Genomic DNA, 25,284 nt, shown 5'->3' with positions numbered 1-25,284 from the left:
CTCACAGGTTTAGCGAATGTTTCACTTGCCAGAAGGCTGGCAAATATCTTCTGCTTTCGTGCTGTGCTGGTGGACGACGTTCACCACGCCTCACGACCGATTTCTTTTGAATTTGACGTCGCCTTTCCAGGAACATTCGAAGGATGAACGGAACGCCGTTGGCATTAGGCCGTCAGCCTGACTGAGGCGACCACCGGCCCTGCGGGTTCATCCTTAAGTCAGCTGACAGCTAAAACGCTTGAAATGGCATTAATCAGCTAATCGCCTGGATAGCATGTTCCAGCGCAATACGCAGCAGTTGACGATCGTGGCGATATTTAATATCCGCGGCTTCAAGCGGCTCCTGAATTAATACGCGATCTTCCACGCCATGAACATCCACCTGTGGGCCGACAACGACCGCATCAATCACCTTCTTCCCAATATATTTTTCCATCATAGTAAGCTTGTCAGACAATGTCATTCCGGCCGCTGCCGGGCTGAGTTCGCGCCCCAGATTGCCGATAAAAACCATCGTTGCGGGTGTACGACGTAGTGCCTGAGTCATCTCATTCATCAGGAGTATTGGCATCAAACTGGTATAAAAACTCCCGGGTCCGATCAGGATCAGATCCGCTTCGCCAATGGCTTCCACGGCCTCACGGGTAGCATTAACCGCGGGTGAAAGCATTAATTCATGAGGCGGCACTTTCATTTGATCGATATCAGTTTCCCCATAAATAACATGACCTTCGATATCCATCGCCACCAAATCAACCGGCTGTTCCGACATTGGAATTAAAAAAGCATCAACTTTCAAAAGATTACGGATCAGGTTAATGGCTTCAACCGGGCGAACGCTCAAATGGTCGAGCGCTTTTAGCATTAAATTTCCCAGATTATGCCCGGAGAGCTCACCGTTGCCACTGAAACGATATTCAAACATGGCCGATGCAACGCTAGGCTCGGTGATCAATTGATTAAGGCAGTTACGCATATCGCCCCATGCGATCCCCCCCTCGGAACGACGGATTCGACCGGTTGAACCACCGTTATCGGTTGTGGTGACGATCCCCGTCAGTCTCGAGCCCAAGGGTGATAATGCAGACATAACGCGTCCTAATCCGTGTCCACCACCAAGGGCAACAACGCGATCCAGATCGGCCAACGTGCGGTTACGCATATTTCTCCTTATTTGCTGTCGGGGCGCCATTTCGGCCCGTCAGCATCAAACTTATGATGTGCATCGTGTGTGCTCTAAACGTTGCCCTGAAACCTTAACGATGACGAGTGCGCCCACCGCGTGACCGGCAGATTTTTCCTGTCAGGGCTGAAAATCAGAGGGCTCAGACGGTAATTGTTATATAAATTCTCATATTCGTCATTTATCGCCAAAGGGTGAATCAGACGGGGGCCTGACTTGGGTCAAATTAATTTAGCGATTTTACCTTATCCTGTAGCGAAAATGCGGTGAAAATACGTTATATATCAATATATACAACGAAATCATATTCTGGCATCGTTGTGTGATTAGCGCTAAAATCCGTAGTTACCAAGTTTGCAGAATAAGCTGCAAATGACACTCAAGCCTTTATACCTAACTCTTTATGACAAGGTGTGCTGGCCGCAGCCTTCGCGCTGCCAGGGTACAGGAAGAAATGACTGTATCTCCCGTATTTGGAAGGTGTGCTGGTGCCACAATTTACAGATAGCTTCGCTCGCGAGTTTTATTACTTGCGCTTGTCGATCACTGATGTGTGCAATTTTCGTTGCACGTATTGCCTGCCTGATGGTTACCAGCCGCAGGGGGTAACCAACAAAAGCTTCCTTTCACTTGATGAAATCGGACGAGTCACCCGTGCCTTTGCAGCCTCCGGTACGGAGAAAGTGCGCCTAACCGGCGGAGAGCCGTCTCTACGTCGCGATTTTATCGATATCATCGGCACGGTGCGTGCAAACCCTGCCATCCGTCAACTCGCCGTCACGACCAATGGTTACCGTCTTGAGCGCGATGTTGCAGCATGGCGTGCTGCGGGTCTTACCGGACTGAACGTCAGTATTGATAGCCTTGATGCTCGTCAGTTTCACGCCATCACGGGTCAGGACAAATTTTATCAGGTTATGCGCGGTATTGATGCCGCGTTTACCGCGGGTTTTACGCAAGTGAAAGTGAACACGGTACTGATGCGTAACCTTAACCATAATAGTCTTGATACGTTCCTTGAATGGATACGCCCACGCCCGATTCAACTGCGTTTTATTGAATTAATGGAAACCGGCGACGGTGGAGCGCTATTTCGGCAGCACCATATTTCGGGAGAAGTGATCCGCGAACGTTTGATCGCTGAAGGTTGGCAGTGCCGGTCGCGCGAACGTAGCGATGGTCCGGCTCAGGTATTTCACCATCCTGATTATCTGGGAGAGATCGGTCTGATCATGCCCTACGAAAAAGATTTCTGCGCCAGTTGTAATCGCCTGCGGGTATCCGCAACGGGAAATCTGCATCTTTGTCTGTTTGGTGAAGGTGGGATTGCCCTGCGCGATCTGCTGGCGGCAGACGATCAGCAACAGGAGCTTCAGGCGCGAATTACCGCCAGCCTTGCGACCAAAAAGCAGACGCATTTCTTGCATCAGGGGAATACCGGCGTTACGCAAAACCTTTCCTATATCGGTGGCTAAGCAGCCAGGAGCATATTCATGGGCAAAGCTGATTCAGAATTTATCTCTACGGCTATCGCCGTATTAACAGTATCGGACAGTCGCGATGCGTCAAGTGACAGCTCTGGCGATTATTTACGTGAGGCGGTTATCGCCGCCGGACATCAGGTGGTCGATAGCGCAATCGTTAAAGACGATCGCTACCGTATTCGTGCAGCGGTATCGAGTTGGATCGCCAGTGACGATGTGCAGGTTATTTTGATCAATGGCGGTACCGGATTTAATAACAAAAACAGTACGCCTGAAGCGTTGCTACCGCTATTCGATCGTGAAATCGAGGGTTTTGGCGAGCTGTTTCGAATGATCTCTTACGAAGAGATCGGCAGTGCGACCCTCCAGTCGCGGGCGGTTGCGGGTATGGCGAACCAGACGCTGATTTTTGCGATGCCGGGTTCTACCGGTGCCTGCCAGAGCGCCTGGGAACGTATCATTATCGATCAGCTTGATGCGCGCACTCGTCCTTGTAATTTCATCTCGCATGTAAAGAAACCATAGACTATGTCGCAATTAACCCATATCAATGCCTCTGGTGAGGCGCACATGGTGGATGTTTCTGCCAAGATGGAAACTCTGCGTGAAGCGCGAGCGGAAGCTTGGGTGGTGATGCATCCAGATACGCTTCGAATGATTCTGGAAGGTAGCCACCACAAAGGCGATGTTTTTGCAACCGCGCGCATTGCTGGTATTCAGGCCGCTAAGCGTACATGGGAACTGATCCCATTGTGCCATCCGCTGATGCTAAGCAAGGTAGAAATCATACTGACGGCTGAGCCGGAGCATCACCGGGTACGTATTGAATCCCGTTGCTGTTTAACCGGTAAAACCGGTGTCGAAATGGAAGCATTGACCGCCGCATCGGTTGCAGCGTTAACGATTTATGATATGTGCAAAGCCGTACAAAAGGACATTGTGATTGAAAACGTGCGCCTGTTAAGTAAAAGCGGCGGCAAATCAGGAGACTTTCAGGCGGTGAAATATGATTAACGTACTGTTTTTTGCGCAGGTACGCGAACTGGTGGGAGTGGACAGGCTGAACGTCGAGGCTGGTGTCGATAGCGTGGAAGCCTTGCGCCTGATGTTAATCGAACGAGGCGAACGCTGGGCGCTGGCGCTGGAATCCGGCAAATTGCTATCGGCTGTGAATCAGACACTGGTACCACCGCATCACCCACTGACGGATGGCGATGAAGTCGCTTTTTTCCCGCCGGTCACCGGAGGTTAGCATGGAGACTCGGATTCGCGTTGGCCATGAAAAGTTCAGCATGGGTGAAGAGTATCAATGGCTGGCAGCCTGCGATGAAGATGGCGCGGTGGTGACTTTTACCGGCAAAGTGAGAAATCATAACCTGGGTGATAATGTCTCGGCATTAACGCTGGAACACTACCCTGGCATGACGGAAAAAGCGTTGACGGATATTGTTGAAGCAGCGCGTCAGCGTTGGCCGTTACAGCGCGTCACGGTCATTCATCGCATCGGGGAGCTGTTTCCGGGGGATGAAATCGTAATGGTTGGCGTGACGGGAGCTCATCGCAGTACGGCCTTTGCCGCTGCCGAATTTATCATGGATTACCTGAAAACGCGGGCACCGTTCTGGAAGCGTGAAGCCACACCGCAGGGCGATCGTTGGGTTGATTCCCGCGATAGCGATAAACAGGCCGCTGCGCGCTGGGAATAATCATTACCGATGGAGATGGATTTCCGTTGTGAAGCGGTCCATCACTGCGCTAAACCCCAATATAATAATTGATGGATCTCCGCCGATCGCCTGGTTAAGGTGTTGATAATAAGCAAAAGCAAGGACATGTATGCCATCACTTTCTCCTCTGCGTCACTTTTCCCTGCTGACGCTGCTTATTTTGGCTGGATGTAGCAGTGAGCAACGGAACAACACTCCACCGAGCAATCCGGAAACGGTCAAAGCGCAAATTGTGAAACTGATACCGACGAAGGTCAGCAATAAATCGGCCTGGGCGGCGGATATGGATACGGCTTTTCGTACCCAGAACATTGAGCCCAGTAAGAGTCATATCTGTTCAGTGATCGCGGTTACCGATCAAGAATCGACTTTTAGCGCCGACTCTGCCGTGCCAGGATTACCTAAAATAGCCTGGAGTGAAATCAACCGACGCGCGGCAACATTGCATATCCCAGCGTTTTTGGTCCGTACCGCATTGCTGATTAAATCGCCTGATGGTAAACGGTATGCTGACCGGCTTGATAATGTCAGAACCGAGAAAGAGTTAAGCGCTATTTTTGACGATTTCATTGATATGGTGCCAATGGGACAAACGCTTTTTGGCAATTTGAATCCTATCCATACCGGTGGTCCGATGCAGGTCAGTATTGCCTTCGCTGAAGCGCATGCCAGCGGCTACCCCTGGCCGATCGACGGGTCGATTCGTCGCGAGGTGTTTAGCCGGCGTGGAGGGATTTATTTCGGTACGATGCATTTATTAGGCTACCCGGCGAATTATTCACAACCATTATACCGCTTTGCTGATTTCAATGCTGGCAGGTATGCCAGCCGTAATGCAGCATTCCAGGCTGCAATTTCACGCCTCAGTGGTGTGCAACTGGCGCTGGATGGCGATTTAATTATTTATGGTTCAGATCACGCTGGCGCGACCGAGCTGGCAGTGCGTACGTTAAGCAAACGTCTGGATATCAGCGATCGCGCTATCCGCCGTGCCCTGGAAAAAGGCGATTCGCTGGCATTTGAGAAAACCGAGCTGTACCAGCAGGTTTTCACTCAGGCGGATAAAATGGCGGGTAAACGTGTTACGCGCGAAATGCTACCGGGCATAAAACTTGAAAGCCCTAAGATAACCCGTAATCTGACAACCGCGTGGTTTGCTCAGCGGGTAAATGAACGTTACCAGGCCTGTATGGCACGCTGATTCTACCGCGGCGCAGGCGTGTAATAACGTCGTGGTAATGTGAGTAAGGAAATGAATTGTTAAACTGCACGGATAGCATAAGTGACCGGAACTGTGCCAAACTGATCATCGTCTATTTTAATTCACGCTAAGGAGCGCATCATGGATCGATATCCCCGTTCTACCGATTCTGTTGTCCAGCACGCCCGTGCTGGGCTGCAAACTTATATGGCGCAGGTGTATGGTTGGATGACCTGCGGCTTGCTGTTAACCGCCTTTGTCTCCTGGTATGCCGCCAACACACCGGCGGTAATGGAGATGGTTTTCTCTAATCGCATTACATTTTTTGGATTGATCATCGTACAACTCGGACTGGTCGTTGCACTGTCAGCGATGGTACACAAACTGAGTGGTGCGGTAGCGACCGGGTTGTTTATGCTCTATTCGGCGCTAACGGGCTTAACCATGGCCAGTATTTTCCTCGTTTACACGTATTCATCCATTGCCAGCACCTTCTTTATTACTGCCGGGATGTTTGGGGCGATGAGCTTCTGGGGTTACACCACCAAACGCGATCTCAGTGGTATGGGTAGTATGCTGTTTATGGGATTGATAGGGATTGTGCTGGCATCGCTGGTAAACATTTGGCTGAAAAGTCCGGCATTAATGTGGGCCATAACCTATATTGGCGTTGTGGTATTTGTGGGGCTGACGGCATATGACACGCAAAAGCTGAAAAACATCGGCGAAGGAATTAATCCCGATGATAAAGAGAATATGCGTCGCTTTTCGATTATGGGCGCGTTGACCTTATACCTTGATTTCATCAACCTGTTCCTGATGTTGCTGCGGATTTTTGGCAACCGCCGTTAATTTGCCTTAGCCTGGCAGGCTGTTCCGTTCATCCTCCGCACAACAAGGGCCGACGCTAATCGGCCCTTGTCGTCCGCCTACGCGAAAGCAGATTCAGCCGCAACTCTGCTGGCGAGCGAAACATTCGTTAAACCTCATTCAGCCAGGCTGCAGCAACCACCCTGGCCGCTGCGCGTAAGCAAATTTAGTCACTATTGCGCTGTTGCAGCGCATTTTTTTCGCGCAGGGCGCTGGCTCGCCCTTCCAGCCATAAATAGAGCACCAGGGCCAGCAACAGCGGTGCAATAAAATAGAGTACGCGATAGGCGAGCAACGCTGCGATAATCGTTCCATGTGAAGCGTGTTGGCCACTCAGTAAGGCAAGAAAAACGGCTTCCAGCACGCCAATTCCGGCAGGAATATGGATAATCACGCCAGCAATGCTACTAATCAGTAGCACACCAAGCACGATGGGATAATCCACTTGCTGCGCGAGGAGCAGCCAAATAATTGTGCCCATAACCATCCAGTTCGCGCAGGAAACGGCGAATTGAAACAGCGCCATTCCCAATGATGGTAAAGCCAGTTTCTGCCCCTTTATGGTCCAGCGGCGGCGTTTTGAAAAAGCACAAAGCGCGAGGTAAGCCACTACACTGGCCAGCAGGACGCTACCGATAATCTTCAGTGTGCCTTCGCCAATAAACCAGCCGCGTGGGATCGGCACCATCCCCGCGCTGAACACCACGCCAGCCAGTAAAATATAACCCAGCCAGTTGGTAGCAATGCTGAGCGAAAAGATCCGCGTGATAGTGCTGCCTGACAGGCCCAAACGCGAATAGAGCCGGTAGCGCATGGCGACGCCGCCTACCCAAGTGCTGAGCGTAAGGTTAAAGGCATAGCAGATAAAAGAAACCATCATTACCTGCCGTTTTGCCAGTTTATGCCCGCAGTAGGCGCGACCGATCAGATCGTAAACCCCGTAGGTCATGTAGCTCACTACCACCAACGCGACGGCACTCAGAATGGCCGTGCGGTTATAGTGGATAATGACGCTGTAAACATCGGACCAGTCAACTTTTTTTGCATACACCACCAGCAGCACGATAACGGCGATAAAAAATAGCCAGGTCAGGACCCTTTTCGCGGTTTTCCATTGCGGATGTGTTTTTGACATTAGGATTTTGCTCCCGGATTGTCGGTGTCGACGCGATCCTGCGTTTCCATTTCGGGCTGTACCGGTGGCTCAACCAGTGTCAGTTTTGGCGTATGGGCAGGTAACCAGCCGGCTATAGCGGGAAAATGGCGCAGAAAATGAAAGACGATCACGCTTTTGGTTAATTGCCACCAGGTACGCTTGGGGAGCAAGTCTCCATTGACGCGCTGACAATCTTGCGCGATCAAGCGCTCGAGGTTATTGCGTAGCTGTTGATTAAATTTGTGGTCGTGAATGATTAAGTTGGCTTCAAGATTTAGTGACAGACTCAGCGGATCCAGATTACTGGACCCAACGGTAGCCCACTGCTCATCTTTAACTGCGATCTTCCCGTGTAAAGGACGGCGCGTATATTCGTAGATCTCTACGCCTGCATCAACAAGATAGTTATAGAGCAGTTCAGCTCCTACTTTGGCGATCGGCATATCCGGCTCGCCCTGTACGATTAGCTTCATGTTGACGCCACGTTGTGCAGCATGACGCATTTCACGCAGCAGCCGGTAGCCCGGGAAAAAATAGGCATTCGCGATAATTACGCTGTGTTCAGCGTTTCGTAACATATCGATATAATGTTGCTCAATATCGTCACGATGTTCATCATTATCACGGTAAACGAATAATGCCTGTGCATCGCCAGGCCTGACGTTATGCGCCAGGCGGGGTGAGCGGCCTCCCCACCAGCGGCGCGTTACCTGCTCGCTTCCTAATGCCTGCTGCACATAGCGGGAAATATCCTCAACGATGGGCCCCTTCACTTCCACCGCATAGTCCTGTTTGGCATGGGGGCCGTAGCTGCTGTTATGTTCATCGGAAAAGTTGATGCCACCCACAAAGGCGATTTCATCGTCAGCCACCACAATTTTTCGGTGCAGACGACGGAAAACATTAGTACGCATGCCAAATATCAGCGGACGCGGATCGTAATAAAGAAAACGTACGCCGGCAGAGGTCAGGCTATGCACATAATCGTCGGATAAGTCAGGAGAACCATAGCCGTCAACCATCATTTCAATTTTAACGCCGCGACCGGCGGCTTCCAGCAGCACCGCGTGTAGCGCGTTACCTACTTCATCCTCAAACAGGATGAAGGTCTCCAGTAGCAAGTTTCGCTGCGCACGGCGTATCGCACCATAGACACGGGGGAAAAACTCTTCACCATTTTCCAGTAAGCGGATGCGGTTGCCTTCCCGCCATTCCATATTCATAAATGAATCTCCACCGCGAGCGGTGCATGATCGGACAGGTGTGACCAGGGTTTCAGCGGGAGGGCATAGGGATGGCTGATACCAGCATTACGTACGTAAATGCGATCAAGACGGAGAACGGGGAAGCGGGCAGGGAAGGTACGAGCCGGTTTACCCGTTTTGCGGCTAAACACTTCTTCAAGTCCGGCCCCTTTTTTTAGAATATCGTTAGCGCGTTGTTGCCAGTCATTAAAATCGCCGGCAACCACGACAGGTGAATCGGCAGGAAGCGCATGGATCAGCTCGCACAGCATCGCCAACTGCGCGGAGCGATGAGCCTCGCGCAGGCCAAGATGAACGCAGATCACGTGCAGAATAATGTCGCGCCCCGGTACGCGCAGTTTACAGTGCAGCATGCCGCGTTTTTCGGTGCCTTCGACTGAAATATCACGATTTTCATACGCGATAATAGGGAAGCGTGAAAGTACTGCATTGCCATGATGTCCCTCCGGATAAACCGCGTTACGGCCATAAGCATAATCGTTCCACATGGTATCGGCGAGAAATTCGTAATGAGGCGTATCAGGCCAGTTCTCAACGCGCAATGGATGCGTTTCATGCACTCCCATCACCTCTTGTAGTAAAACAATATCGGCCGAGGTTGCCCGCACCGCGTCCCGTAATTCGGGCAGGATGAAACGGCGGTTTAAAGCGGTAAAACCCTTATGTGTGTTTATCGTCAGGACTTTAAATGAAAAAATTTGCGCTTTTTGTGGCATACTGTGCGCGCTCTCCTTTTCGGACCATTAAGGACAAAGTGTAGTCTTTGTCACAAAAGAGTGCCGATATGAGCGGTAATTTGCGGCATTATCCGAAAATTACGTTAGTCTGAGGAACGAGTAACCGACGATTGTCGGTTATAGCTTGGGCGGCTCCGCGATTGAGTCTGCCAGGAGAAAAAGATGAAATGGTCGAACCGTATTCAGATTGTCACTGGACAAACCTGCGTACATATTACCCTCCATCTGTTGCTTATCGCTGCGCTGGTTTGGGGATGGAAGCATCAATCATTAATCCAGGTCAGTGCTATCATGCTTGCGATGTATGGTGCGGTATTTATTGCCATGCTGCTGACGCAGCGTATTGCGCGGTTGCGTAATGTGGGAGACTTCCTTGAAGATGTTTCCACAACTTATTATTTTGGTGCCGCGATGTTAGTTCTGTTCTTGTTATCACGCGTGATCCACAACAACCTGTTAGTGGGGTGTACTGGCATTGTAATGCTGGTTGGGCCAGCGCTGTTATCGCTAATGGCAAAAGAGCCACGGCACGCGCCGCAGAAAAAACGCAGCTAAGCGGGAACATAAAAGGAGCCTGAAATGGCTCCTTTTTAATATAAAAAAACTTTTCTTATATCAAAACGACCTGAATAAATTGACGACTGCGCTGTTAACTCATTATCAAACCTGAAATGAGAACCGACCATGCGCAATACCCAACCTGCTAATACCTACGATCCCCTAACGATTACCCTGCATTGGTTTACCGCTTTTATTGTTATTTTCCTGTTCGTCAGCTATCAGGTTTGGTCCTTTCTGCCGCGTGGTACGCCGGTTCGTCATTTATTGCAGTCGCTGCATGTTTCGGCGGGCATCGTGTTAGCCTTGTTGATTGTTGGCAGGCTAATATGGCGTCTGACTAAAGGACGCCGTCTGCCTGCAGCCAGCACATCGCGAAAAATGCACATTGTCGCGAAAGCTACCCACGGTTTGCTCTATTTACTGATTCTGGCGCAGGTAGCGCTGGGTTTTCTGTTGCGTTGGGCACAGGAAGAGCCGCTCAGCTTCTTTGACCTTTTTACCATCCCCGATCTGCTGCAGTTTACCCTGCTGACCCGACGTATGCTTGCCACTCTGCACTTTGATAATGCCTGGATCATCATCATTCTCGCTGGTGGGCATGCGGTTGCCGCACTCGCGCACCACTACCTACTGCGCGATGGAACGCTGAGGAGAATGATCCCGCGTCTGAAGTAGACTTTCTTTAATTAACCTGTCAATTCGGAGTAGATGTAATGAAAATTCGATACCTTATAAATGCTTTACGTCTGATGGCATTAACCGCGCTGTTAATGACTGGTTTTGCCCACGCGATGGGTGACGATAGTGATATGTCGCCGACCTGCCCGAAAGGGCAAATTTATGATAAGAAAACCAAAACCTGTATGGTAGATAAGAGCAGTATGATTGATGATAACGATCGTACTGATTATGCTTATGCGTTGGCGAAATCAGGCCGTTATGCAGAAGCATTGCAGGTGCTCGATCAGCTGGAACAGCCGGATACCGCCAAGGCCTGGAACTATCGCGGATATGCGACACGCAAACTGGGACGTACCGATGAGGGGATTGGCTATTATCAGAAATCGATTGCGCTTGACCCACATTATGCCAAAGTGCGTGAATATCTCGGTGAAGCTTATATGATCAAGAAACAGCCGGAGATGGCGCAGCAGCAATTAAGCATCATTAAAAACTTGTGCGGCACAGAGTGTGAGGAATATCGCGATCTCTCCGCTGCTATTGCCGGACATCCTGAAGCCTGACCGGGCACCGATAGGTCACGCCCGGTTCGATTTCCGAAGGAGTGTTACCTATTACCATTGTCGATATACGCGCCGAGCTTGATCAATACCTTGCGCGGCTATGGCGTTATGCCATGGTGCTCTCGCATAAGCGTGATATTGCGGACGATCTGGTACAGATGACCTGTGTCAGGGCGATTGAAAAAAGCGCGCAGTTTATGGCCGGCAGTCATCTCGACCGCTGGCTTTTTTCGATCCTCCATTCCATCTGGATTAATCATGTTCGTTCACAACATTTTATGCAGCAGCAACGCATTGATGATGTTGAGCTTTCGCCGGATGAAACGGGGCATCACGATGAGACCGACCATCTCTGGGCGCGGCAAATTATGTTGCGTGTAAATCGACTGCCTGAAGCGCAGCGTAATGCGGTGTTCCTGGTATATGTAGAAGGATTTACCTACCAGGAAGCTGCCGACACGCTATCCGTGCCGATTGGTACCATTATGAGTCGCCTGGCGAATGCGCGGCGTACGCTGGCAAAAGATGTCGCGGACCCGCAGCCAACGCGGAAGAGGGAGGGATTGCAATGAAAGAATGGAATATCGATATGCCACTCTCTGATGAGGTTTTGGTGGCGTGGCTTGATGGCGAACTCAGTCCTGAAGTCGCACAGCAAGTAGAAAAACGTGTACAGGTTGACCCCGAAGCCGCCGAACAATTGGCCTTACTGGATCGGGCGAGTCTGGATTTTGCCGCCGCTTTTGCACCGATGCTTGATGATGCGCCAGTAGAAATGCTACGTGAAAAATTGCGTGCAACGCCATCGCACTTGTCTCCAGGGGTAAGCCGCCGGAGTTTGCTGGCTGCTACGGTGGCAGCGCTGGCTGTCGGGGGTGTGGTTGGACGTTTCGCCGATCGCTTCCTGCCGGGAAATGACGATGACAACTGGCGAAATTCGGTGGCGCAATATATGTCGCTCTACACCCGTGACACGCTCAGTGAAAGTTATGTGTCGGCATCAGAATTGCAAAAGCAACTGATGTTCACGAATAGTAAACTGGGTCTGCATCTTTCACCACAGCAGTTGGCTATTACGGGGAGTGAATTAAAGGGCGTCCGTCTGCTGGGGTATGATCGCCAGTCAATTGCACAAATCCTTTATCTCGATCGACAAACCGGCCCAATGGCGTTGTGCATTACCCGAGCGGACAATGCACAGGTGACCGAACCGGACAGTGAAGTTCGCTACGGGATGAACGTGGCATACTGGCGCCAGCAGGGCTTTAATTACATGCTCATCGGCCATAAAACGCCTCAGGCCCTGCATGAGTTGGCCAGGCAGATGATGGACAGCTAATACTTGCAAGAGGAAACTCGCAGGCTACTGACGTAATTTCTCTGCTTGCTGGTCAAGTTTTCGGGCCAGACAATGCATCTGTTTTTCTACATCAGCCGCTTCATGCGCTATCTGTTGCCAGTCTGGCACTGCTGTTTTCACGGCGGATTGCAGATTCAGGCAAGCCTGTTCGAGTAACCCGGCGTCCATAATTCGGGCCCCGCCTATCTGACGATGTGCTAGCTGAGCCAGCGCTTCACGGTTTTTCTCCGCCACTGCCCGCCTGATCTGCAGTGCATCGGTGTGGTTGCTGGTGATAATGGTTTGGCTTAGATGCAGGAATGCCTCGGGATCCTTTTCAAGCAGTAAGTCGCCAAGGCTTTGGATTGTGGTCTCAGTCGCTTTGGCAACATCAGGTGCCGGCAATATAAAGGGGTGTGCCGGCAGATAAACACCAATAGATATACTGTGCGCCGATCCTTTTTCGCCCCGGACTGTCCCGCCCATACGCCTGGCCAGCGGCTCGCAGCGAGACACCGTACGCGCGATGCACGCGGAAGCCGCTTTGGCAATCCAGGGAGGCCCGCTATCGGTGATTTCCAGGGCCAGCGTGATGGTCTCTTTAACAGGCCGTGCGGCAACCTGGTAAAGCAATACATCCAGGCTGCCAGATGGCATTGCAGCAAGAACATTCTGTAATAGCTCTTGAGTAATCTGATGCAGCACTTCTGCGTTGATCTCAATCTCTTCGAAGAGGAGATCACACTCGAGCGTCACAGTAATATTTTTCTCATCCGCGAGTGGCCGGAGATCTGCCAGCCATGCTTCAAACTGTGGGATCAGGCAAACCCGTTGGGTAACGGCGGAAGGGCATGTGGGCGTCATCCCGGAACCTGTTCGGAAACGGCGATAAAGTAACCCCATAGTCAATAAAAAAATCAGTGCGAGCGATATCCATATCATCATTTTTATCCGTTCTTGTCTCTATGCGTAACGTCGCTGCCGATGTTATCCGGCAGAGTAACATTTACGGTTATTCCCTTTCTTTTGTACAACCATGCCAGCAATGTTGGTGTAGTTTTTTTATTTCAGTCAATTTTATTGTGTGAATAACATTATAATGCAGTGGTGGGATGAGGAGAATGATCCCAGGATACGCTTTATCTGTCATAGCAAGGAAAATATCATGACAAGGACTTCACATTTTCAGATTCGTATTGCACTACTGGATGACCACCCCATTGTACGTCGGGGCCTTGAGTCATGCTTAAAAGAAGAAAGAGATTTCAAACTGATTGGCAGTTTCGGCCATTCGCACCAACTTATTGCGTTGTTAAAAGGCGAGCGCGTAGACGTCCTGCTCCTGGATTACATGCTTGAGGAGGGTGAAATTGATGGTCTCGCGCTGATTCGCATTCTACGAAATCGTTTTCCATGGCTAAAAATCCTTTTGATGTCCTCCGTAGAGAGCCGTGCGGTGATCAAAATGGCGCTCATGGCTGGGATCCGTGGGTTCATTGGTAAAAGTCGTGATCCGGCGGAACTGGTGAAGGCTATTCGCATCATTGCGATGGATAAATACTACCTTTCTGAGGGTATTATTTGGGAACTGTCGCTGAAAAAATCAGATCTGGAAACCATGCACCATGCTGAAATGCAGACTGCCACGCCGGATACAGACAATGACAAATGTGAAATCAGCCTGTCGATACAGCTTACCGCACGAGAATCCGAGGTTATCCGCTGTTTTCTTGATGGGATGAGCGTGGGAGAAATTGCGCTGAAGTTTAAACGCAGCCGTAAAACGATCAGCGGTCAAAAACAGTCTGCTCTGAAAAAAATGAGTATTCGCAGCGATGTGGAACTGTTTAAGTATCGGGACTCCGTGCTGGAGCGGATTTGACCGTGCTAATTGAACGATTGAACATTTTATCACGCGCTTAGTTACAAAAGTAAAGCAGGAATAATTAGAGTGTTGCGGCACTCAATGCTACACTCCTGCTCTTACGCACCGTAGTTTGTGCCTCCTTTCAAACGTTAGGTTCGCCTGGCGTCAAGACATCCCCTGGAAACTACACCGCTGAATGCGGTCAGGCGGATCCGGAGTTATTCTAATTTATGTCATTTGATTCTCTCGGCCTGAGTGCCGACATTTTGCGCGCGGTTGAAGAGCAGGGCTATCGTGAGCCTACGCCTATCCAGCAGCAGGCTATCCCGGTAGTGTTGAGCGGCCGTGACCTGATGGCCAGCGCGCAAACCGGTACCGGTAAAACCGCCGGTTTTACGTTGCCATTACTGCAACGCTTAAGCAGCAGTAATCCACACCCGAAAGGGCGTCGCCCGGTGCGTGCTTTAATCCTGACGCCAACGCGGGAATTGGCTGCACAGGTCGGTGAAAACGTTCAGGATTACAGTAAATATTTAAATATCCGTTCGCTGGTGGTTTTCGGCGGCGTGAGCATTAATCCACAGATGATGAAACTGCGCGGTGGCGTGGATATTCTGGTGGCGACGCCGGGTCGATTACTCGATCTGGAACACCAAAATGCGGTCGATCTCTCTCAGGTTGAAGTTTTAGTGCTTGACGAAGCCGACCGGATGCTTGATATGGGCTTTATCCATGATATCCGCCGCGTACTGGCGAAGCTGCCCGTGAAGCGTCAGAACCTGCTGTTCTCCGCGACGTTCTCTGATGAAATCAAAGCGCTGGCCGAAAAGCTGCTGACCAATCCTGAACAGGTCGAAGTTGCACGCCGTAATACTGCCTCAGAGCAGGTCACACAGCATGTCCACATGGTGGATAAAAAGCGTAAGCGTGAGCTGTTGTCATTCCTGATCGGGCGTGACAACTGGCAGCAGGTACTGGTCTTTACCCGTACTAAACACGGCGCTAATCACCTGGCAGAGCAGTTGAATAAAGATGGCATAACTGCTGCCGCGATCCACGGTAACAAAAGCCAGGGCGCGCGTACCCGTGCGCTGAGCGATTTTAAAGAAGGCGGCATTCGCGTGCTGGTGGCAACCGATATTGCCGCTCGTGGGCTGGATATCGAAGAGTTACCGCATGTGGTCAACTATGAGTTGCCTAACGTGCCGGAAGATTATGTGCACCGTATCGGACGTACCGGCCGTGCGGCAGCAACCGGTGAAGCATTATCGCTGGTCTGCGTTGATGAACATAAACTCCTGCGCGATATCGAGCGCGTGCTGAAGCGTGAAATTCCCCGTATTGCCATTGACGGCTATGAGCCGGATCCGAGCATTAAAGCAGAACCGATTCAAAACGGTCGCCAACAGCGTGGCGGCGGTGCAAACGGCGGCGGACGCGGCCGGAATGGCAGCCAGGGGGGAGGGCAACGTAGCCAGAATAGCGGCGAGCGTAGCCAGGGTAATGGACAGCGGCGTCCAGCCGCTGCCGGACGCGGCGCTAAGCCTGAGGGTAGCGGGGGCGCACCGCGCAAAGTGACGCGTCAGCGCCGCTCGACCCCATCGAACAACGGCTGACGATTATCGCGTTAGCGTCAAAGGCCAGCAGAGATGCTGGCCTTTTGCATTTCTTGCTTCGGGTTTTGCTGCTTCTGTTCCACATTACAGCGAAAACCCGTAAACTTGCGCGTCGATTTTTATAGGTGATAAAACATGCGGGTTTTACTGGCACCGATGGAAGGCGTTCTCGATTCGCTGGTACGTGAACTGCTGACGGAGGTAAATGACTATGATCTCTGTATCACTGAGTTTCTGCGGGTGGTGGATCAGCTCTTGCCAGAAAAATCGTTCTATCGCCTCTGTCCTGAATTACATCACGCCAGCCGTACGCCTTCAGGTACGCGGGTTCGGTTGCAACTGCTTGGTCAATATCCTGAATGGTTAGCGGAAAATGCAGCGCGTGCCGTGTCGCTTGGATCATGGGGTGTAGATCTCAACTGCGGCTGCCCTTCAAAACTGGTGAATGGCAGCGGTGGCGGCGCAATGCTACTTAAAGATCCGGAGCTGATTTACCGTGGCGCGAAAGCGATGCGAGAAGCCGTGCCGAAGGCACTGCCGGTAACGGTAAAGATCCGACTTGGTTGGGATTCCGGTCATCGCCAGTTCGAAATTGCGGATGCGGTACAGCAGGCGGGTGCTACCGAATTAGTAGTGCACGGCCGAACCAAAGAAGATGGTTATAAAGCCGAGCGTATTAACTGGGAAGCAATTGGTGAAATCCGCAAGCGCTTATCAATCCCGGTGATTGCCAACGGTGAGATATGGGACTGGCAAAGTGCCCAAGATTGTCTGGCAGTTACCGGCTGCGATGCGGTCATGATTGGGCGAGGCGCGCTTAATGTGCCAAATCTCAGTCGGGTCATCAAATATCAAGAACCGCGTATGATTTGGGCCGACGTGGTGAAATTACTGCAAAAATATGTGCAGTTAGAAAAGCAGGGGGATACCGGTCTGTATCATGTCGCGCGTATTAAGCAATGGTTGGGATACTTGCGTAAAGAGTACTCTGAGGCCAGTGAGCTGTTCAGCCAGGTACGCACTCTGAAAACATCACGTGAAATCGCTGACGTTATTTCCCATCAAACTTAACGGGACCTCTTAGCAGGCTAAGGGTATATTATGTGAGATAAATCACATACTGTTAAACGGCTAAGCTATGTCCTCAACACCAGCACTGAGTAACGTACAACTGAATAAGCGTATTCTCTCAGTCGTCGTTTTTACTTTCTTCTGTTACCTCTCCGTGGGATTGCCGCTGGCAGTGCTGCCCGGTTTCGTACATAACCAACTTGGTTTCAGCTCTTTCCTCGCGGGTCTTATCATCAGTATTCAATATCTGGCGACGCTCATTAGCCGCCCGCAGTCAGGACGGCTAGCCGATCTGCTGGGGCCGAAGCGTGTCGTGATGTTGGGGTTAATATGCTGTGGAATGAGTGGGGGACTCTCGATTATCGCGGTGCTAACGGCGGGGATCCCCTGGCTGAGTCTGTTGTTGTTAGGGATCGGGCGTTTATTTCTTGGGGTAGGGGAAAGTTTTGCCAGTACTGGCTCAACGCTGTGGGGCATCAACATTGTTGGCTCCACGCAAACGGCGCGAGTTATCTCGTGGAACGGTGTGGCAACTTACCTGGCGATGGCGATTGGCGCGCCGCTAGGGGTGATGCTCAACCAACTCTTCGGCATTATCGGTTTTGCGTTACCGATTGTTATGATGGGAGGCGTCGGGTACTGGATGGCAAGTAAAAAAACGGCCATAACAGTGAACGTGGGCACACGAATCCCCTTTCACAAGGTGTTTTCCAAAGTGTGGCTTTACGGATTAGGTCTTGGCTTGGGTACCGTTGGTTTCGGCGTTATTGCCACCTTTATTACACTCTATTATGCCAGCAGGGGATGGTCTGGCGCAGCCTTTGCATTAACCCTCTTTAGCCTGGGTTTTGTTGCTATACGCCTGGTGTTTAGCCGCTTAATTACGCGCTTTGGCGGCTTGAAAGTTGCGCTGGTATCGTTTCTGATTGAATGTGCCGGGCTGCTCATTATCTGGCAAAGTGGCTGGCCCTGGCTGGTGGATATCGGTGCGTTTATGACCGGGGCAGGATTTTCACTGGTCTTTCCTGCGCTGGGCGTTGAGGCGGTGAAACAGGTATTGCCGCAAAACCAGGGTACGGCGTTGGGGACCTATTCTGCGTTTCTTGATTTAGGTCTGGGCCTCACCGGGCCAGTGGCCGGTATGCTTATTGGCCACTGGGGGTTGCAAGCGGTATACCTGGCGGCAGCAGTGGTGGTATTTACCGCGGTGATTATCACCCTCAGGCTGTTGACGCTGTCAGGCGGACGACACTCTCCGGTTTGAAAATACCAGGGAAACAACGCGTGGTACGGTGATCCGTAACCACGCGCGCTGGCTAAATACGGGTAAACAACCAGTAAAGTACCGCAGAAAGCAGAATTGAGACCGGTAAGGTTAGCACCCATGCCATTGCCAGGTTACGGAGCGTCGACATTTGCAGACCTGAGTGATTGGCGGCCATGGTGCCCGCTACACCCGATGCCAGCACATGGGTTGTTGATACTGGCAGGCCAAAAGCATCGGCAGCACCAATGGTCGCCATTGCAACCAGTTCAGCACTGGCGCCCTGCGCATACGATAGATGAGATTTACCAATTTTCTCACCTACCGTGACGACGATGCGTCGCCAACCAACCATAGTGCCAAGTCCTAACGCAATCGCCACGACGACCTTAACCCAGAAAGGAATAAAGCGCGTTGCGTTATCCAGCTCGCTCTTCATCGCCGTTAAATTCTGCTGGGTATCAGGGGCGAATTTGACCTCATCGTTATTCAGATGCTTGATGGTTTCAGAAGCGAGATACATATCATTTCGGGTGTTAGAGACGGCCTGTGCCGGGATCTCAGAGACGTTGCCATAGCGTCTTATCTCCGTTCCGATGCTGCCAGTCAGCATGGCTAACGCCGGAATAACATCGGGGGCCAGTTCGCCTGTCCGTACATATTCCTGCAATACGGATCGCGGTGCCGACATTTGCGGTCTGGCAGGATACTGACGCAGCAACGCTTGTTCTGTTACCGCCGCCAGTGCCGCTACGCGTGGAATTTGTTCCGGTGGTAGGGTGCGGTTCAAAGCATAAGCGATCGGCATGGTCCCAACCAGAATGAGCATAATTAAGCCCATACCTTTTTGCCCATCGTTAGAGCCGTGGGCAAAAGAGACGCCGGTACAAGTTAAAATAAGCAGGCCTCGGATCCATAGCGGCGGCGGTGCGTTATCTTTTGGTGCTTCGTAAAGTTGGCGATTTTTGATGAAGACTTTCATTGCCAGCAGCAGCAGAGCGGCGCAGATAAAGCCAACGGCGGGCGATAGCAGCAGTGCGTACCCCACAGTGATTGCCTGATCCCAATCGACACCGCTGGTGCCGCTTCGTCCATGAATTAACGCGTTTGCCACGCCGACGCCAATGATTGAACCAATAAGCGTATGAGATGATGATGCAGGAAGACCCAGCCACCAGGTGCCTAAATTCCAGATAATAGCGGAGAACAGCAGGGCATATACCATGGCGAAACCACTACCATTTCCCGCTTGCAGGATCAGCTCAACGGGTAGCAGTGAAATAATGCCAAATGCCACAATACCGCTGGAAAGGAGCACGCCAAGGAAATTAAAAAAACCTGACCAGATAACCGCAAAGGTCGGTGTCAATGAACGGGTATAAATAACCGTTGCCACTGCATTCGCGGTATCGTGAAAACCGTTAACGAATTCAAATCCCAATGCGATAAGCAGAGCGAGTCCCAATAACAGGAAAGGCGTGTAGCTGGTGATACTCTCGCCCGTGTCCTGAACATCGTTAAACAAATTAACGCTCGCATAAGCAATGCCGAGGATTAATAACAATATAAAGATGAGGATCGATGTCCGGCCGCTTTTGCGATAAATAGGCGGCTGACCTGATGACGTTGCTACCGATGAAATTGTGCTGTTTTCACTCATAACACACCCTGCAGTTTGAGTTGGCATTGCATACCGGGCAGAGAATTATGCGCGGCAGCCTATGCATTACTGGTGTGATACGCAGTTTATGTGACAGTAGAATGATCCCCGCCATACTTCGAGCTACCGATGCGTGGGCTTAATTATTCATCCTACCCCGGGGTTCACCCTTTCAAAGCCGCTATAAGCAGCATTCACATTTTTTTTCAGGCAAATTTATCTCTCGCCTCGGTCACGTCTTTAACGCATAAAAAAACGGGCCAATAGAGGCCCGTTATTATCACAACACGAACATTACGATTTGTTTTCGCTATCGGTCGGTGTTTCAGGTTGTGCAACTTCAACTGAAGTGGAGTCCGAATCTGCTGACTCATCGCTTGAGACAGCTGCATTAGGGTCCTCAACGTTAGCACCCTGAGGGGTGACAGGCGTCATCGGCTCTTCTTTTGGCAACGCCCCTTCAGCCTCTGGCACCGTCACCGGTGCTGGCAGGCTATCTTCTGCCGGGCCGTTAATTTTGGTCGGCATCCCTGAACGTATTTTTAATGCCTGATCCATCGCGCTCTGATTGACGCTGGCGTCGCCAACAATTTGGCCTACCGCAGAGGTGATCGTCAGTGGAACCGGTGTTCTGGAATTAAACTGTTCTTCCGTCATCGACAGCGGATTATGGATTTCAACATAGCGCGAGCCGTCGGGTTCAACGGTAGCTTTTATCGGTTGGTCGATAAACTGTACGCGTGTACCAACCGGCACGTTGTCAAACAGCCATTTAATGTCATCAGCGCGTAAACGCACACAACCATGACTAACGCGCAAACCAATGCCAAAGTTAGCGTTGGTACCGTGGATAGCATAAAGACGGCCAATATAGAGCGCATAAAGCCCCATTGGGTTATCTGGTCCGGCAGGGAAGACGGCAGGCAGTGTTTCACCGCGTGCGGTGTACTCTTCATGCATCTTTTTGGTTGGAGTCCAGGTTGGACCATCTTTTTTACGTTGTACGGTAGTGGTCCAGTTAACCGGAGTATCTTTGCCTAATTCGCCGATACCGATCGGCAGCACGACCACGGTATTCGTACCTTTCGGATAATAATACAGACGCATTTCCGCGCTGTTTATTACGATGCCTTCACGGGGGGCGTCTGGCAGGATCAACTGCTGAGGAATGATCAGCTTACTACCCGCTTTTGGCAAATAGACATCCACGCCCGGATTGGCTTCCAGCAGGTTACTGAGTCCCATTTGATACTGGGCGGCAAAGGCTTCCAGGGGAAGTTTGCTGTCTTGTGGAACGGTAATTTCGAGTTTATCACCCGTCAGGCGGCTGTTCGCTGCCGGAAGCGGATAAACCACAGCAAAAGCAGATTGGCTAAATGCCGCCACTGTCAGTGCTAATGTAACGATCGCGCGAATGCTCTTTTTCATATTTTATCAGGTGTTAGCGCCATGCAGGCTGTTAGAGAGTCGACCCCACTGTCGGCCAGTGTGACCGACTGCACATTATATGTGCATAACACATCAGGAAGGAACCAGGAATTTTCGTAACTGAATCAACTTTACGTAAAATTATGTATGGCTTGGCAAAAAATCCTTCGCTGATGCGTTAATTATGTGGTTACGGCTGCCACAAAGGGTCTTGCCCGCTGAGCTTTCTGTTTAAAAAGAAGGCGGTGCTAATTAAAGCAAGATGACTCAATGCTTGAGGTGTATTACCGAGCGCATAGCCGTGATGGTCGAATTCTTCTGCGTACAGGCCAAGAGGATTGGCATAACTAAGCAGTTTTTCGAATTCAAAATGGGCTTCTTCAACCCGTCCGGCACGGGCCAGACATTCAACGTACCAGAACGAACACGCGGCAAAAGAGCCTTCTTCGCCTTCCAGGCCATCGGCGGGGGTTTCATCCATGTTATAACGTCTTACCATTCCATCGCTGACCAGTTTCTCTTTGATGGCATCCAGCGTGGCAATCCATTCGGGATCGGTTGCGCCAACAAAGCGTACCAGCGGCATCAGTAGCATGGAAGCATCAAGAAATTGCCCGTGGCGCGTGGAAGTAAAGTGCCCATGCTCTTCGTTCCAGAAATTATTCCAGATGTCCGCGCGGATCTCGCTGCGAATGCGGTCCCAGCGTTCATAAGGCATGGAAAGCGAACGTTTCATACCAAGGCGCAGCGCGCGATCCAGTGCCACCCAGCACATCAGACGTGAATGGAGAAAGTGCTGGGGTTCGCCGCGCATCTCCCAGATACCGGCATCCGGTTGATTCCAGTTTTCACACACGTAGTCGATCATTCGGCATACGTTACTCCAGCCACGATGCGAAATAGCCTCGCCGTATTTGTTCGCCAGATAAACGGCGTCCATCAGTTCGCCATAGATATCAAGCTGGGTTTGCTGCCAGGCATCGTTGCCGATCCTAACCGGCATTGAGTTGGCGTAACCTGAAAGGTTAAGAAGCTCAATCTCGTGGAGTTCGGTCCCGCTGTCGAGCCGATACATGACCTGCAATCGAGCTTCATCATGGTGACTATTTTCGACGCAGCGACCTACCCATTGGGTAAAATGTTTCGCTTCAGACACGTAACCCAGGCGCATGAGTGCATACATGCTGAAGGATGCATCACGGATCCATGACGCGCGGTAATCCCAGTTGCGCTCACCGCCTAACTCCTCCGGTAGTCCGAACGTTGCGGCGGCGGCAATGGAACCGTGTTGCCATGAGGTCAACAGCTTAAGTACCAATGCTGAGCGGTTAACCATCTCTTGCCAGCGACCGTGATAATTACTTTTACTGGCCCATTGTCGCCAGTACTCCAGGGTTTCGCGAAAGCAAAATTCGGTCTCCAGGTGCTCAAGGTGCTTATCTTCCGCACAGCCAAACATAAATTCAGCGTGTTCCCCTGCTTTTAACGTAAAGGAGCTAACGGCAGCAGCCCCTTCCAACTGCAGTTCAACGGTGCTGGCCAGACAAAGAGGGGGCTGACCCGGAGCTGAAAACGTTGCCAAACCGCCTTTCACACTGGCTTGCGTATTGGCGCGGGCATAATCATGCACTGGCGCGCAGCGCAGTTGAAAGCGGGCTTCGCCATGTACCATCTTGATTCGCCGAATGATGCGCGGCTGCTTATCCTGTTCTTCACAAATTGGCATGTAATCGGTGATTTCCGCCACACCCTGTTTATCCAGCCACCGTGTTTGCAGGATATTGGTATCGGGCAGGTAGAGCTGCTGACGCCGGGCTTCTGGCCAGTCGGGCGTGATGCTAAACAAGCCAGCCTCATCACTGTCCAGTAATGCAGTAAATACTGAAGGGCTATCAAGATTCGGCCAGCAGAAATAATCGATAGTGCCATCAGAGGCGATGAGGGCACAGGTGCGTAAATCACCAATAATACCGTGGTCCGCAATATTTCGTTTTACGTGCTTCATAACGCTCCCGGAAAAATAAGTTTCAGTAGTGACTATAGTCAAAGTCTTTTAAACGAGGATAAAAACTGTCGCGTCTATACTTTCCTGTACACACACATTGATGCTCGGGAGGAGATAATGAATCCGTCAGCAAACAGAGTGGCAATCGTAACGGCATCTGATTCCGGTATAGGTCAGGCTTCGGCAATTATGCTGGCTCAGCAGGGATATGATGTTGGCATTACCTGGCGCTCGGATATTGCAGGCGCTGAGGAAACGGCAAGACAAGTCCGTGAAGCAGGCAAACGCGCTGAGGTTGAGCAGTTGGATCTTGCCGATCCGGTAGTCGGTGGTAAAGCGCTGGAATCGCTGATCGCCCGGTTCGGACGTATCGATGTGCTGGTGAATAACGCGGGAACAAACATTAAGGCCGATTTCCTTGATACAACCTTCGCCGACTGGCGCAGCGTGTTTAGCGTTGACGTGGATGGGGCTTTTATTTGTGGGCAGATCGCCGCCCGACTTATGGTCAAACAGGGGGAGGGAGGGCGCATTATCAATATCACATCGGTACATGAACATACGCCATTACCGGGATCGGTTGCCTATACGGCGGCGAAACATGCGCTTGGCGGGCTAACCAAATCGATGGCGCTTAGCCTGATACCGCATAACATACTGGTTAATGCCGTGGCACCGGGGGCGATTGCCACGCCAATGAATGATATGGATAATGCGGATGTCCATCAGCAGGCGATCCCTGAAATACCTGCCGGGAGGCCGGGTGACACGCGAGAAATTGCCAGCATGGTGGCGTGGCTCTGTTCGCCGTGGTCAAGTTATACCACCGGGCAGTCCTTTATTATTGATGGCGGATTTAGCTTAGCGAATCCACAATATTTTATACGTCACTAACACTGAACGCGCGGGCTTTACGCAGGGAAAAAAGCCCGCGAATACGGTTTTCCTTAGGTCACGCCGAACCTGGGGCAACTCGCCGGATTTAGGCGGCAAAACCGTAATGCGGTGATCGCTTATTCTTCTCGCTTACTATTCCAGCGTTTAAAAGCAAAGCGTGCTCCCCAGACTGCCACCAATGCTGCGCCTGCCCACAGCAAATGTTTAAGGTGTTGATCCAACTTATGCAGCCATGGCGCGATCATCTCGCCCGCAAAGTAGCCGAGTGAAACAAAGATCAGCGACCAAAGCAGGGCGCCAGTAATGTTAAGCAGAAAAAACTTGAGTGGGTTCAGACGGCTGGCACCGATAATGATGGGGCCAATAAGGCGAAAACCATACATGAATCGTACGCCGATAACGAACAGCGTTGGGCGGCGACGGATCATGCTATTGGCTTTGGTCATTTGTTTCTGGTGCCTTTTAAAACGGCTCAGTATCGCGGTTCCATAATAGCGCCCGATCACAAATAATAGCTGATCGCCAATTATGCCGCCCAGCATGGCAACCAGAACGACCCAAACATAACGCAGCAGTCCCTCATGGGCAGCGACACCGCCGAGCAGCGTAAAGGTTTCACCCTCAGCCATGCAACCCAACAATAGCGCCCAGTAACCGTACTGCGTAATTAATCCATTGACATCAATATGCAAAATACACCTTCCCTTTT

The 25,284-nt window shown here is 51.2% G+C and carries 26 protein-coding genes and 1 riboswitch; of the genes, 17 read left to right on the top strand and 9 right to left on the bottom strand.

What is annotated here, in order from left to right:
* Positions 1–253: 253 nt before the first annotated feature.
* The gene (gene yvcK, locus J1C60_RS12035; RefSeq protein ID WP_128177904.1) at positions 254–1,162 is read right to left on the bottom strand and encodes a uridine diphosphate-N-acetylglucosamine-binding protein YvcK; all 909 of its coding nucleotides are present in this window, start codon (positions 1,160–1,162) and stop codon (positions 254–256) included.
* 387 nt (positions 1,163–1,549) lie between these two features.
* Positions 1,550–1,682, top strand: a riboswitch (molybdenum cofactor riboswitch).
* Between yvcK and moaA the strand changes: the two genes are divergently transcribed.
* From moaA to J1C60_RS12000, 7 genes are all read left to right on the top strand, one after another.
* Positions 1,669–2,658, top strand: coding sequence for a GTP 3',8-cyclase MoaA (gene moaA / locus J1C60_RS12030; protein WP_164877292.1), 990 nt, complete (start codon positions 1,669–1,671; stop codon positions 2,656–2,658). Its footprint overlaps the riboswitch before it by 14 nt.
* Positions 2,659–2,676: 18 nt before the next feature.
* Positions 2,677–3,192 carry a molybdenum cofactor biosynthesis protein B gene (moaB, locus tag J1C60_RS12025; protein WP_128177900.1) on the top strand — a complete coding sequence of 172 codons (516 nt, stop codon included), beginning with the start codon at positions 2,677–2,679 and terminating at the stop codon, positions 3,190–3,192.
* Positions 3,193–3,195: 3 nt separating this feature from the next.
* Positions 3,196–3,681: a cyclic pyranopterin monophosphate synthase MoaC gene (gene moaC, locus J1C60_RS12020; RefSeq protein WP_128177898.1), complete on the top strand. Its 486-nt coding sequence runs from the start codon at positions 3,196–3,198 to the stop codon at positions 3,679–3,681.
* Positions 3,674–3,919, top strand: coding sequence for a molybdopterin synthase sulfur carrier subunit (gene moaD, locus J1C60_RS12015; RefSeq protein WP_128177896.1), 246 nt, complete (start codon positions 3,674–3,676; stop codon positions 3,917–3,919). The genes moaC and moaD overlap by 8 nt, the downstream gene beginning before the upstream one ends.
* Before the next feature lies 1 nt (position 3,920).
* Entirely contained in the window at positions 3,921–4,373 is a 453-nt protein-coding gene (moaE, locus tag J1C60_RS12010) for a molybdopterin synthase catalytic subunit MoaE (RefSeq protein ID WP_128177894.1), read from the top strand.
* 130 nt (positions 4,374–4,503) lie between these two features.
* Positions 4,504–5,595 (top strand): DUF1615 family protein, encoded by a 1,092-nt coding sequence (locus J1C60_RS12005; protein WP_128177892.1) that lies wholly within the window; start codon positions 4,504–4,506, stop codon positions 5,593–5,595.
* Positions 5,596–5,736: 141 nt separating this feature from the next.
* Positions 5,737–6,447 (top strand): Bax inhibitor-1/YccA family protein, encoded by a 711-nt coding sequence (locus tag J1C60_RS12000; RefSeq protein WP_128177890.1) that lies wholly within the window; start codon positions 5,737–5,739, stop codon positions 6,445–6,447.
* A gap of 184 nt (positions 6,448–6,631) precedes the next feature.
* On the opposite strand, the gene J1C60_RS11995 is transcribed toward J1C60_RS12000, so the two are convergent.
* From J1C60_RS11995 to J1C60_RS11985, 3 genes are read right to left on the bottom strand one after another with little or no spacing between them, the layout of a single operon-like run.
* The gene (locus J1C60_RS11995) at positions 6,632–7,600 is read right to left on the bottom strand and encodes a lysylphosphatidylglycerol synthase domain-containing protein (RefSeq protein ID WP_128177888.1); all 969 of its coding nucleotides are present in this window, start codon (positions 7,598–7,600) and stop codon (positions 6,632–6,634) included.
* Positions 7,600–8,844, bottom strand: coding sequence for a cardiolipin synthase ClsB (gene clsB, locus J1C60_RS11990; RefSeq protein ID WP_128177886.1), 1,245 nt, complete (start codon positions 8,842–8,844; stop codon positions 7,600–7,602). The genes J1C60_RS11995 and clsB overlap by 1 nt, the downstream gene beginning before the upstream one ends.
* Positions 8,841–9,602 carry an endonuclease/exonuclease/phosphatase family protein gene (locus tag J1C60_RS11985; protein ID WP_128177884.1) on the bottom strand — a complete coding sequence of 254 codons (762 nt, stop codon included), beginning with the start codon at positions 9,600–9,602 and terminating at the stop codon, positions 8,841–8,843. The genes clsB and J1C60_RS11985 overlap by 4 nt, the downstream gene beginning before the upstream one ends.
* A gap of 183 nt (positions 9,603–9,785) precedes the next feature.
* On the opposite strand from J1C60_RS11985, the gene J1C60_RS11980 reads away from it, so the two are divergent.
* The 5 genes from J1C60_RS11980 (at position 9,786) to J1C60_RS11960 (ending at position 12,767) form a co-directional block, all read left to right on the top strand.
* Positions 9,786–10,178, top strand: a complete 393-nt coding sequence (locus tag J1C60_RS11980; protein WP_128177882.1) for a YbhQ family protein — start codon at positions 9,786–9,788, stop codon at positions 10,176–10,178.
* Between the two features lie 129 nt (positions 10,179–10,307).
* Positions 10,308–10,859: a cytochrome b gene (locus J1C60_RS11975; protein ID WP_128177880.1), complete on the top strand. Its 552-nt coding sequence runs from the start codon at positions 10,308–10,310 to the stop codon at positions 10,857–10,859.
* Positions 10,860–10,897: 38 nt separating this feature from the next.
* Positions 10,898–11,428: a tetratricopeptide repeat protein gene (locus J1C60_RS11970; protein WP_128177878.1), complete on the top strand. Its 531-nt coding sequence runs from the start codon at positions 10,898–10,900 to the stop codon at positions 11,426–11,428.
* Positions 11,429–11,541: 113 nt separating this feature from the next.
* Positions 11,542–12,000, top strand: coding sequence for an RNA polymerase sigma factor (locus J1C60_RS11965; RefSeq protein ID WP_220485617.1), 459 nt, complete (start codon positions 11,542–11,544; stop codon positions 11,998–12,000).
* Positions 11,997–12,767, top strand: a complete 771-nt coding sequence (locus tag J1C60_RS11960) for an anti-sigma factor family protein (RefSeq protein ID WP_128177876.1) — start codon at positions 11,997–11,999, stop codon at positions 12,765–12,767. The genes J1C60_RS11965 and J1C60_RS11960 overlap by 4 nt, the downstream gene beginning before the upstream one ends.
* Positions 12,768–12,791: 24 nt before the next feature.
* Here the strand turns inward: J1C60_RS11960 and J1C60_RS11955 are convergent, their stop codons facing one another.
* Positions 12,792–13,631 (bottom strand): Hpt domain-containing protein, encoded by an 840-nt coding sequence (locus J1C60_RS11955; protein WP_128177874.1) that lies wholly within the window; start codon positions 13,629–13,631, stop codon positions 12,792–12,794.
* 301 nt (positions 13,632–13,932) lie between these two features.
* Between J1C60_RS11955 and J1C60_RS11950 the strand changes: the two genes are divergently transcribed.
* From J1C60_RS11950 to J1C60_RS11935, 4 genes are all read left to right on the top strand, one after another.
* Entirely contained in the window at positions 13,933–14,649 is a 717-nt protein-coding gene (locus J1C60_RS11950) for a response regulator transcription factor (RefSeq protein ID WP_128177872.1), read from the top strand.
* Between the two features lie 215 nt (positions 14,650–14,864).
* Positions 14,865–16,250, top strand: coding sequence for an ATP-dependent RNA helicase RhlE (rhlE, locus tag J1C60_RS11945; protein WP_128177871.1), 1,386 nt, complete (start codon positions 14,865–14,867; stop codon positions 16,248–16,250).
* A gap of 135 nt (positions 16,251–16,385) precedes the next feature.
* A complete protein-coding gene (gene dusC / locus J1C60_RS11940; protein WP_128177870.1) occupies positions 16,386–17,321 on the top strand; it encodes a tRNA dihydrouridine(16) synthase DusC in 936 nt (311 codons plus the stop codon).
* A 67-nt stretch (positions 17,322–17,388) separates the two neighbouring features.
* Complete coding sequence (locus tag J1C60_RS11935; protein ID WP_128177869.1) at positions 17,389–18,585, top strand: MFS transporter; 1,197 nt, start codon at positions 17,389–17,391, stop codon at positions 18,583–18,585.
* Between the two features lie 52 nt (positions 18,586–18,637).
* On the opposite strand, the gene J1C60_RS11930 is transcribed toward J1C60_RS11935, so the two are convergent.
* The 3 genes from J1C60_RS11930 to J1C60_RS11920 form a co-directional block, all read right to left on the bottom strand.
* Positions 18,638–20,245 carry an inorganic phosphate transporter gene (locus J1C60_RS11930; protein WP_128177868.1) on the bottom strand — a complete coding sequence of 536 codons (1,608 nt, stop codon included), beginning with the start codon at positions 20,243–20,245 and terminating at the stop codon, positions 18,638–18,640.
* Between the two features lie 294 nt (positions 20,246–20,539).
* Positions 20,540–21,673 (bottom strand): L,D-transpeptidase family protein, encoded by a 1,134-nt coding sequence (locus tag J1C60_RS11925; protein WP_128177867.1) that lies wholly within the window; start codon positions 21,671–21,673, stop codon positions 20,540–20,542.
* Positions 21,674–21,863: 190 nt separating this feature from the next.
* Entirely contained in the window at positions 21,864–23,678 is a 1,815-nt protein-coding gene (locus tag J1C60_RS11920; RefSeq protein WP_128177865.1) for a glycoside hydrolase family 15 protein, read from the bottom strand.
* A gap of 117 nt (positions 23,679–23,795) precedes the next feature.
* On the opposite strand from J1C60_RS11920, the gene J1C60_RS11915 reads away from it, so the two are divergent.
* Entirely contained in the window at positions 23,796–24,572 is a 777-nt protein-coding gene (locus tag J1C60_RS11915) for an SDR family oxidoreductase (protein WP_128177863.1), read from the top strand.
* A gap of 119 nt (positions 24,573–24,691) precedes the next feature.
* Here the strand turns inward: J1C60_RS11915 and J1C60_RS11910 are convergent, their stop codons facing one another.
* Positions 24,692–25,267, bottom strand: a complete 576-nt coding sequence (locus J1C60_RS11910; RefSeq protein ID WP_128177862.1) for a DedA family protein — start codon at positions 25,265–25,267, stop codon at positions 24,692–24,694.
* Positions 25,268–25,284 lie beyond the last annotated feature (17 nt).

The organism is [Pantoea] beijingensis (assembly GCF_022647505.1).
GTDB lineage: Bacteria > Pseudomonadota > Gammaproteobacteria > Enterobacterales > Enterobacteriaceae > Erwinia > Erwinia beijingensis.
Note: the sequence above shows the minus strand (reverse complement) of the source record. Positions and strands in the feature narration are given on the sequence as shown.